General features: G+C 69.9%; 9 protein-coding genes and 1 pseudogene. 5 read left to right on the forward strand and 5 right to left on the reverse strand.

The window, feature by feature from the left end:
• Positions 1-122, reverse strand: a 122-nt coding sequence (locus tag D7Y15_RS40590) for a zinc-ribbon domain-containing protein (RefSeq protein ID WP_199746048.1), incomplete at its 3' end; no start/stop codon positions are given.
• A 168-nt stretch (positions 123-290) separates the two neighbouring features.
• Here D7Y15_RS40590 and D7Y15_RS40595 point away from each other — a divergent pair.
• A complete protein-coding gene (locus D7Y15_RS40595; RefSeq protein WP_120581282.1) occupies positions 291-965 on the forward strand; it encodes a polyhydroxyalkanoate synthesis regulator DNA-binding domain-containing protein in 675 nt (224 codons plus the stop codon).
• Positions 966-1017: 52 nt separating this feature from the next.
• Here D7Y15_RS40595 and D7Y15_RS40600 read toward each other — a convergent pair whose 3' ends face one another.
• On the reverse strand, positions 1018-1824 hold the full coding sequence (locus tag D7Y15_RS40600; protein ID WP_121755934.1) for a ParA family protein: 807 nt from the start codon (positions 1822-1824) through the stop codon (positions 1018-1020).
• 22 nt (positions 1825-1846) lie between these two features.
• Positions 1847-2158: a hypothetical protein gene (locus D7Y15_RS40605; protein ID WP_120581280.1), complete on the reverse strand. Its 312-nt coding sequence runs from the start codon at positions 2156-2158 to the stop codon at positions 1847-1849.
• Positions 2159-2354: 196 nt separating this feature from the next.
• Between D7Y15_RS40605 and D7Y15_RS40610 the strand changes: the two genes are divergently transcribed.
• The 4 genes from D7Y15_RS40610 (at position 2355) to D7Y15_RS40625 (ending at position 7028) form a co-directional block, all read left to right on the forward strand.
• Positions 2355-3275: an ArsA family ATPase gene (locus D7Y15_RS40610; RefSeq protein ID WP_120581279.1), complete on the forward strand. Its 921-nt coding sequence runs from the start codon at positions 2355-2357 to the stop codon at positions 3273-3275.
• On the forward strand, positions 3272-4384 hold the full coding sequence (locus tag D7Y15_RS40615; RefSeq protein WP_121755935.1) for an ArsA-related P-loop ATPase: 1113 nt from the start codon (positions 3272-3274) through the stop codon (positions 4382-4384). Before D7Y15_RS40610 ends, D7Y15_RS40615 begins: the two co-directional genes overlap by 4 nt.
• Before the next feature lie 247 nt (positions 4385-4631).
• Positions 4632-5816, forward strand: a complete 1185-nt coding sequence (locus D7Y15_RS40620) for a tetratricopeptide repeat protein (RefSeq protein WP_120581277.1) — start codon at positions 4632-4634, stop codon at positions 5814-5816.
• Positions 5817-5831: 15 nt separating this feature from the next.
• Positions 5832-7028, forward strand: a complete 1197-nt coding sequence (locus D7Y15_RS40625; protein ID WP_121755936.1) for a M48 family metalloprotease — start codon at positions 5832-5834, stop codon at positions 7026-7028.
• A gap of 145 nt (positions 7029-7173) precedes the next feature.
• On the opposite strand, the gene D7Y15_RS40630 is transcribed toward D7Y15_RS40625, so the two are convergent.
• Together D7Y15_RS40630 and D7Y15_RS40635 are read right to left on the reverse strand one after the other, a co-directional pair.
• Positions 7174-7698: a tetratricopeptide repeat protein gene (locus D7Y15_RS40630; RefSeq protein ID WP_120581731.1), complete on the reverse strand. Its 525-nt coding sequence runs from the start codon at positions 7696-7698 to the stop codon at positions 7174-7176.
• An 8-nt stretch (positions 7699-7706) separates the two neighbouring features.
• Positions 7707-8375: pseudogene (locus D7Y15_RS40635) on the reverse strand (hypothetical protein); the annotation flags it as partial.

Consider the following 8375-nt stretch of genomic DNA (forward strand, 5'->3'; position numbering starts at 1 on the left):
GGCTCACGCGCGACCCGAAAGGTGTTCTGACATTTGGTGCAGCGGACCTTGACCCCCTTTTCCGTCACCTTCTCGTCGGGGATCTTGAACCGCGTCTGGCACTGTTCGCACTGGACGATCATGGGGTCGGGTCGGGGGGACTTGGAGCATAGGCCCACCCGGCAACCACCGCGAGTCGGGCCCGGGTAACTTGCTCGCTTCCAACCCCTTTGATACGAGGTTCGCCCCTTTGGAAATCAAGAAGTAAACCAGTAAATGCCAAGGCGCAGCCGGGGTCGGAGACGACAGACATGAGCGAGGCCGAGCAAGCAAACGCTCCCAGCAACACCAAGGAGCCGAAGATCATCAAGCGCTACACGAACCGGAAACTCTACGACACCGTGGAGAGCCGGTACGTCACGCTCGATGAGATCGCCGCGATGATCAAGGAGGGCACCGAGGTGCGGATTGTCGACAACCGCACGAAGGAAGACCTGACCTCCGTCACCCTCGCGCAGATCATCTTCGAAGAGGAGAAGAAGAAGAACCAGATGCCTCTGTCGGTGCTGCGGGAGATCATCCGCCACCCCGGCGAGTCCATCTCCGGGTTCATCCAGAAGGAGGTCTCGCCGCGCGTGGCCTCCATCCGCGAAGAGGCCGAGCAGCGGCTGGACAAGCTGCTGCGCCGCGAGGACGGCAGCCTGCAGGAGGCCCCCCCGGAGGCCCCCGCCGCAACGCCCGCGCCGCAGGCCGAGGGCAGCGCCGCGAGCCTCAACCCGGCGGAGCTCCTCAAGGCCAGCCAGCGCGCCTTCGAGGACTTCCAGCGCCGCATCGACGAGCGCGTGAAGCAGGTCGTGGAGAACCTCACCGGCAACCTCCCCGCCCTGGGCCGCGACATGCAGGCGCTCGCGCAGCGGCTGGAGGAGCTGGAGAAGAAGCTCGACGCCGTGGAGAAGGGCGACAAGAAGGACACCAGCGCGTCCTGAAGCACCCGTGCCTGAACGCCGTGGCGCCCGTGAGGAAGCGGGCGCCGGCGCTTCAGGCCACCTTCGGCCGGGTCCGCTTCCGCTTCGCCGGAGGGGCCCCGCCGTCAATCTCCGCCGCGATGGCCGCGAGCATCCGCGCCCCCGGGCTCTGGGGTGCGTACTCCCAGATGGTCTTCCCGTGGCTCTGCGCCTCGTCCACCTTGACGCTGTAGCCCAGCGGCGTGGCGGCGAGCGCTTCGGGGAAGTACGTCCGCAGCCGCTCCAGGATGGCCGTGGCCAGCGCCGTCTTGCGGTACAGCGTGGGCACCACCCGGGTGACGCGGAGGTCCTTGCGTCCTTCCGCCTCGCCCACCTGGCGCACCGTCTCCGCCAGCTCCGCGCACCCGTCCAGCGCCAGGTACGTCAGCGCCACCGGCACCACCACCTCCGTGGACGCCACCAGGATGTTGCGCGTGGTGAGCCCCATGGACGGAGGCGCGTCGAACAGCACCATGTCGTAGCCCGCGGCTTCCGCTTCACGCATGCGGTCCGCCAGCCGGTGCGCGCGGCGCGGGTCCTGCGCCACGACCACCGGGAAGTCCGCCATCTCCTTGTACGCGGGCACCACGTCCAGCCCGCTCACGCCCGTGGGGCGCACCACGGAGGCCAGGGACACCTCCGCGTCGGTGAGCAGGTGGAAGACGTTGCGCGGCAGCGTGCGCACGTCCAGGCCCAGTGACTTGCCCGCGTGGCCCTGCGTGTCCAGGTCCACCAGCAGCACGCGGCGGCGCTGCTCCAGCGCGAGCCACGCGGCGGTGTTCACCGCGAGCGTCGTCTTGCAGGTGCCGCCCTTCTCGTTGATGAACGCGATGCGCCGCATGGCCGTGAGGGCTTGCCGCGCCCTACCCCTTCTTCTTCGAGGACGTGTTCGACACCAGCGTGTCCAGCTTGCCCTCGACGGACGCGAGCAGCTTCTCCAGGTCGTCCACCTTCGAGCGCAGCTGCTCCAGGTCCGCCGTGGACGGCAGGTTCATGGCGGACAGCGCCGTGCGCAGCGCCGCGTCCAGCGTCCCCTTCGCCGCGAGCGAGCGGGACACCAGCGTCTGCACCGCCCCCACGAACTTCTCGTTGGAGAGCAGCTGCTGCGCGAGCTTGCCCACGCGCTCCTCGCCCGTCTCCACGAGCTTCTTCATCACCGGGTTGTTCTTGAGCATGTTCTTGGAACCGTTCAGGTCCGGCCCACCCCGGACACGGCATCTCGGCCGTCGGGACAGGCGGGACGTCAGGAAGAGGACGCCGCACTCTGGGAGGGGCCAACGCGACGTGTCAAGCAGGGCAACATTGGGGATTTCCGCTCGTGGACTCTCGTTGACTCTCCGGGAGCCCATCCCTACGGTTCGCGCGCCCTCTATGGCCGGACTGCTCGACAAACGCCTGTGGATCGTCTCTGGCAAGGGGGGCGTGGGGAAGACGACCGTCGCCGCCGCCCTGGCCCTGGCCTCGGTGCGCGCCGGCCGGCGCACCCTGGTGTGCGAAGTGAACACCCAGGAGCGCGTCAGCCGCATCCTGGAGCTGCCCGAAGCCGGCCCGGAGGTGAAGCTCCTGGAGGAGAACCTCTGGGCGGTGGACGTGCGCCCCCAGGAGGCCATGCGCGAGTACGGCCTGATGGTCCTGCGCTTCGAGACCCTCTACAAGACGGTCTTCGAGAACCGGCTGGTGCGCTACTTCCTGCGCTTCATCCCGTCGCTCCAGGAGCTGGTGCTGTTGGGGAAGATCCTCTTCCACCTCCAGGAGAAGCTGCCGGACGGCCGCTGGAAGTACGACACGCTGGTGCTGGACGCGCCCGCCACCGGCCACGCCATCTCCTTCCTGAGCGTGCCGCAGGTGCTCCTGCAGACGGTGCCGCCGGGGCCCATGACGCGCGAGGCGCTGAAGATGCGCGACCTGCTGGTGGACCCGTCCGTCACCGCCGCGGTGCTGGTGGCGCTGCCGGAGGAGATGCCGGTGAACGAGGCGTTGGAGCTGCACGGCGCGCTGCGAGACAAGGTGCACATCCGCACGCACGCGGCGGTGCTCAACCAGGCCTTCCCCCAGCGCTTCACGGAGGCGGACCTGGAGGCGCTCGCGGGCCACCCGGAGCTGATGCGCGTGGCCCAGGCGCACCATGACCGCGCGTCGCAGGCGGTGCTCGCGGGCACGAAGCTGGAGCGCAACCTCCACGCGCCGGTGTACACGGTGCCCAGGTTGTTCGTGCCGCGCTTCGGACGGGACGCGGTGGAGACGGTGATGGGGCACCTGAACGCGATGGTGACCGGAGGCACGGGAGCATGACGGCGCTGCAAGCGGCGCTCGCGAACAAGCGCGTGCTCATCTGCGTGGGCTCTGGCGGCGTGGGCAAGACGACGGTGGCGGCCACGCTCGCGCTGCGCGCGGCGGTGGATGGCCGGCCCAGCATCGTGTGCACCATCGACCCGGCGAAGCGCCTGGCCAACTCCCTGGGCCTGTCCGGCCTGGGCAACACGGAGGCGGAAGTCCCCGCGTCCGTGCTGGAGCCCCTGGGTGTGAAGCCCAAGGCGGCCCTGCACGCGATGATGCTGGACATGAAGGCCACCTGGGACGACCTCATCACCCGCGTGGCCCCGCCGGAGCAGCGCGAGCGCATCTTCGCCAACCGCTTCTACCAGTCCCTCTCCACGGCCCTGGCGGGCAGCCAGGAATACATCGCCATGGAGAAGGTCTGGGACCTGCGCCGCAGCACGGACTACGAGCTGGTGGTGCTGGACACGCCGCCCACCGCGCACGCGCTGGACTTCCTGGACGCGCCCAACCGGGTGCTGGACTTCCTGGACAACGAAGCGGCCAAGTGGCTGCTCACGCCCGCGCTGAAGGCGGGCAAGGTGGGCCTGTCCCTCTTCAACCTGGGCGGCAGCTACGTGACGCGCGCGCTGTCGCGCTTCACCGGCACGGAGATGCTCCAGGAGCTGTCCTCCTTCATGCTGACGCTCTCCTCCATGAACGAGGGCTTCCGCGAGCGCGCCCGCGGCGTACGCGAGCTGCTGGAGGACAAGACGACGGGCTTCGTGCTGGTGACGAGCCCCAATCCGGAGCGGCTGGACGAGGCCATCCACTTCCACAAGCTGCTCAAGCAGAACCGCATGGAGATGACGGCCATCGTGGTGAACCGCGTGCACCCGCTGCCCATCCAGGCGCAGTGGGCGGACGCGGCCACGCTGACGCCCACCCGCCGCGCGAAGGTGGAGGAGACGCTGCGCGAAACCCAGGTGCTGGCGCAGCAGGACCTGGAGGGCCTGGCGCAATTGCGCGCGGCCTGTCCGGGCACGCCCCTCATCCAGGTGCCGCGCTTCGGGCTGGACGTGCACGACCTCACCGCGCTGTGGGGCACCGGCCGCTACCTCCTGGGCGACGACGTCCTCGCCTGAGCGCCCTCCCCCACCCCGCGTGACGCGCCGGAGGCTCGCCGGAGGCTCGGAGACCCCGGGCATTTCCGGCGCGCGGGGGCGTTCATGCCGGGCGGACGGGCGACTGAGCACCGGAGGCCTGCCCGCATTAGACTGGCGGGCTCCGGAAGCACCGCGGAAGAGCACCCCGGGAACCTGGCGGGTCTCCTGGGTGTCGATGTCCGGGGCCGCACCGGGTGACGTGGGCGTCCGGATGGGAGCGAGCTGCATGCACGGCAGGAAGCGGATGGAGTCAGCCGGAGTCGCCCGGCGGTGGCTGTGGGTGGGCGTGTTGGGCCTGGGCCTGACGCTCACGGGCTGCCGCACCACGGGCACGGGGACGAAGCCGGACGCCACGGCGAACAAGCAGGTCGTGGAGTTCGACCCCGTCACGGTGACGGCGGACCTGGAGCTGGACAAGCTCAACGACGAGGAGCTCTTCGCGGGCGGCACCTCCGCCTTCGCCGCCAACGACTTCAAGCAGGCGGCGCGCTACTTCGGCCGGCTCGCGGACTTCCACCCCAACAGCCAGCACCGCCGGCAGGCCCTCTACAACGCGGGCCTCGCGCACCAGCGCCTCAAGGAGTGGGACGACGCCTACGGGCGCTTCGCCGAACTGGCGGAGCCGGAGAAGGGCCAGGGCGACGCGCTGGACGCGTCCTTCCGCGTGGCGGAGTCGCTCTACCATCTGGAGCGCTACGAGGAGGCGGTGAAGCTGCTGACGACGCTGGCCGCGCGCGCGGACCTGCCCGCGGGACGCCGCATCGAGGCCCAGGTTCAGCAGGGCATCTGCCAGGTGGAGGCCGGCCGCACCGACGACGCGGAGGGGACGCTGCGCAAGGCGCTGGCCGCGTATGACGCCCTGCCGGACAAGGCGGAGGTGGAGGACTACTTCCCCGCGCAGGCGCACTTCTTCGTCGGCGAAATCTACCGGCTGCACTACGAGGCCGTGAAGCTGGAGGCCAGCCGGGGCAGCGACGGGCTGGCGCAGGACCTCAACTACAAGGCGGAGCTGCTGTTGTCCGCGCAGGGCCACTACCTGCGCGCCATCCGCGTGGGCAACGGCTACTGGGCCACCGCCGCGGGCGCGCAGATTGGCGCCCTGTACGAGAACCTCCACGAGCACATGGTGAACTCGCCCACGCCCCCGGAGCTCAACGCCGAGGAGGCGGAGGTCTACCGCCAGGAGCTGCGCAAGAAGATCCGCGTGCTGCTCACCAAGTCCATCAACATCTACGAGCGCACGCTGGAGGCCGCCGAGCGCATCGGTTCGCAGAACGCCTTCGTGGACCGCACCCGCCAGAGCCTGGAGAAGGTGAAGACGCTCCTGCTCGCGGACGCGGACGCCGACACGGAGTCGGAAGGGGTCTCCGTGCCCATGCCCGCCTCCAACGCGGGCGCGAAGCACCGCTAGCGCCCCCCGCCGGCCATGGAACCGCTCTTCACCCCGGAGCAGCTCGCCGACATCCACGCCTACCACCAGCCCTATTACATCCGGGCGGCGGTGGACCCGCTGGTGCGGCTGGCCCTGTCCGCGCTCATCCTGGCCGTGCTCGTGCGGCCCGTGTACCGGGGGGCAACGGCCGCGGCGGCGTCACTGGAGCGCAGGTTTGGCGCCACGCTGCGCAAGGCCCCGGTGAGCCGCGCCTTCTTCAGCGCCATGGACCGGCTGTGGGGTGAACCCGGTTGGGGGGCCGCGCTCCTCTTCGCGCTCTTCATCGACCTGGCCACCCAGCTGCTCTACGCCCCCGCGAACGTGTACTTCTTCTACGTGCTGGAGCACCGGCACGGCCTGTCCAACGACACGCCCGCGACCTTCGCGTGGATGTGGTTCAAGGGCACCCTCGTGGGCGCCATCGCGCTGACGGCGCTCGTGATCGGCCTGTATGGCCTCGCCCGCCGCGTGCGCAGGTGGTGGCTGGTGCTGGGCGTGCCGGTGGCCCTGCTGATGCTGGTGGCCGCCGCCCTGGACCCGTACCGCGCCCGCCTCTACTACGACCAGACGCCCTTGCAGGAAGGGCCGCTGCGCTCGCGCATCACCGAACTCATGCGCAAGGCGGACATCACCTTCTCCGACGTGGTGGTGGAGAAGACGTCCGTGCAGTCCAAGCGCATCCAGGCGTACTTCGCCGGCCAGGGCCCCACGCGCACCATCGTCCTCAACGACGTCATCCTGGGTGAGCTCGCGGAGGACGAAGTCCTGGCCGCGGTGGCGCACGAGGCGGGCCACGTGAACGAGCCCCGCTGGCCCGGCCGCATCTTCTCGTCGCTCGCGGTGCTGGCCCTGCTCTTCCTCATCGACCAGTTGCTGCGCCTGTCCGCCCGCCGGGGCTGGTGGGGCATCCAGCGCTCGGGCGACATCCGCACCCTGCCGCTGATCTCGCTGGTGGTGTTCCTCCTCATCACGCTCGCGGCCCCCGTGGCCGGGGCGCTCTCCCGCGAGCGCGAGCGCGAGGCGGACCGTTACGGCCTGAACCTCACCGGCGACTCCGGCGCCTTCCGCCGCATGCTGGTGAAGGCCGCCCGGGTGAACAAGATGGACCCCGAGCCGCCCCGCTGGGTCGTGCTCAAGGGCATGAGCCATCCCCCCATCGGGGAACGGCTCGCCGCGCTCGACGCGCCCTGAAGCCGATTTCAAGAAGCCGCCGGTGGATGGGCCTCCACTCCACTCCCCCTCGCCATCCAGGCCCACCCTCCGGCCGGCCGCCCCCGGACCGCTCCCCAACTGTCCGGTGGCACATCCGTCTTGAAACGTGTCTCCCGTCAACCGCTCACGTCGGCGGAGCGCCCTCTTTCAGCTTCTCCACCGCCACCAGGGTGATGGCCTTCACCAGGGCCTTCGCGCGGCGTCCCGCGGACGTCTCGCCATGAGGGTCGACCTCCACCGCGTTGGCGATGTCCGTGAAGCCCTGCCGCTCGCCCCGGCGCAGGTGCAGCTCGCCCCGGCCCGTCAGCGCCACGGGGTTGCGCGGGTCTCCAGTCAGCGCGTGCGTGTACTCGGTGAGCGCGTCCTCCACCCTCCCGAGCTTCTGGTACACGGTGCCCAGCGCCGCGTGCGCCGCGGAGTCCTTCGGGTTCCCCTCCACGAGCCCCTCGAAGAGGATGCGCGCTTCCTCCAACCGGCCCGCCGCCGCCAGGTCACAGCCCACCTGCGCGATGGCCTTCGCCTCCTCGAAGGTCATCCCCTCCACCTCCGCCCAGGTCGTCTCCCCTCGCGCGAATGCCTTCAGCCTGCGCGCCGTGCCGATCTCCATCGTCAGTCCCTCGCCGCCGTCGTGCTTGATGATGCGTCCCATGGCGGCCCTCACGCGCTGCGCAGGTTGGAGATGGCCGTCTTCGCCATCTCGTTGAACTTCGAAGACATGTTGCTCATCAGGTCGAACATGGCCTTGCGCTTCTCCATCAGCGTCTGAAGCCGCAGCTCCAGTTCCTGCATGCCCGTGTCCAGCTTCGCGCCACGCGCCTTGTCCGAGCCGCTGGTGCCCAACGTGGCGCGCTCCTCGCGGGCGCTGGCCATCTCGTTCATCACGTCCAGCAGCTCGTCGTCGGTGTCCTGGGTGATGCCCATCAGCAGGGCCTGCACCTTCTGCTCGATGCTCAGGTTCGGGTTGTCCACGATGTCCCGAGCACGCGAGCCGCCCGTGCTCCGGCCGCTGCCGCTCGACGGCTTCGGCACCGAGTCCAGCTCCGCGTCCAGGTCCTGCCAGCTGGTGACGCCGTCCCGGCCGCCGCCCGCCGCCATCTCCAGGCGGTGCCAGTACTCCGGGTGGTCCGTGAAGAACTGCGCGGCGCGCTTGAGCGTGGAGGACGCCGCCGGGCTGCCCAGCACCGCCTCCAGGTCCGCCATCGTCAGCTTGCCGTCCTTCGTCCCCTTCGCCGTGTCGAAGGTGTCCCAGTTCTCATCCAGCACCTGGAGCGCGTCGGCGTACTCCTGGAGGTCCGGATCCACCGCCCCCGAGCCACCGCTGCTCCC

This window comes from Corallococcus sp. AB030 (assembly GCF_003668965.1).
GTDB classification, from domain to species: Bacteria; Myxococcota; Myxococcia; order Myxococcales; family Myxococcaceae; genus Corallococcus; species Corallococcus exiguus.

Bases quoted from the DNA above. Each gene is read 5' to 3' on its own strand.
- D7Y15_RS40615 (WP_121755935.1), top strand. From the start codon at position 3,272: ATGACGGCGCTGCAAGCGGCGCTCGCGAACAAGCGCGTGCTCATCTGC.
- D7Y15_RS40605 (WP_120581280.1), bottom strand. From the start codon at position 2,158: ATGCTCAAGAACAACCCGGTGATGAAGAAGCTCGTGGAGACGGGCGAG.
- D7Y15_RS40620 (WP_120581277.1), top strand. From the start codon at position 4,632: ATGCACGGCAGGAAGCGGATGGAGTCAGCCGGAGTCGCCCGGCGGTGG.
- D7Y15_RS40625 (WP_121755936.1), top strand. From the start codon at position 5,832: ATGGAACCGCTCTTCACCCCGGAGCAGCTCGCCGACATCCACGCCTAC.
- D7Y15_RS40610 (WP_120581279.1), top strand. From the start codon at position 2,355: ATGGCCGGACTGCTCGACAAACGCCTGTGGATCGTCTCTGGCAAGGGG.
- D7Y15_RS40600 (WP_121755934.1), bottom strand. From the start codon at position 1,824: ATGCGGCGCATCGCGTTCATCAACGAGAAGGGCGGCACCTGCAAGACG.
- D7Y15_RS40630 (WP_120581731.1), bottom strand. From the start codon at position 7,698: ATGGGACGCATCATCAAGCACGACGGCGGCGAGGGACTGACGATGGAG.
- D7Y15_RS40595 (WP_120581282.1), top strand. From the start codon at position 291: ATGAGCGAGGCCGAGCAAGCAAACGCTCCCAGCAACACCAAGGAGCCG.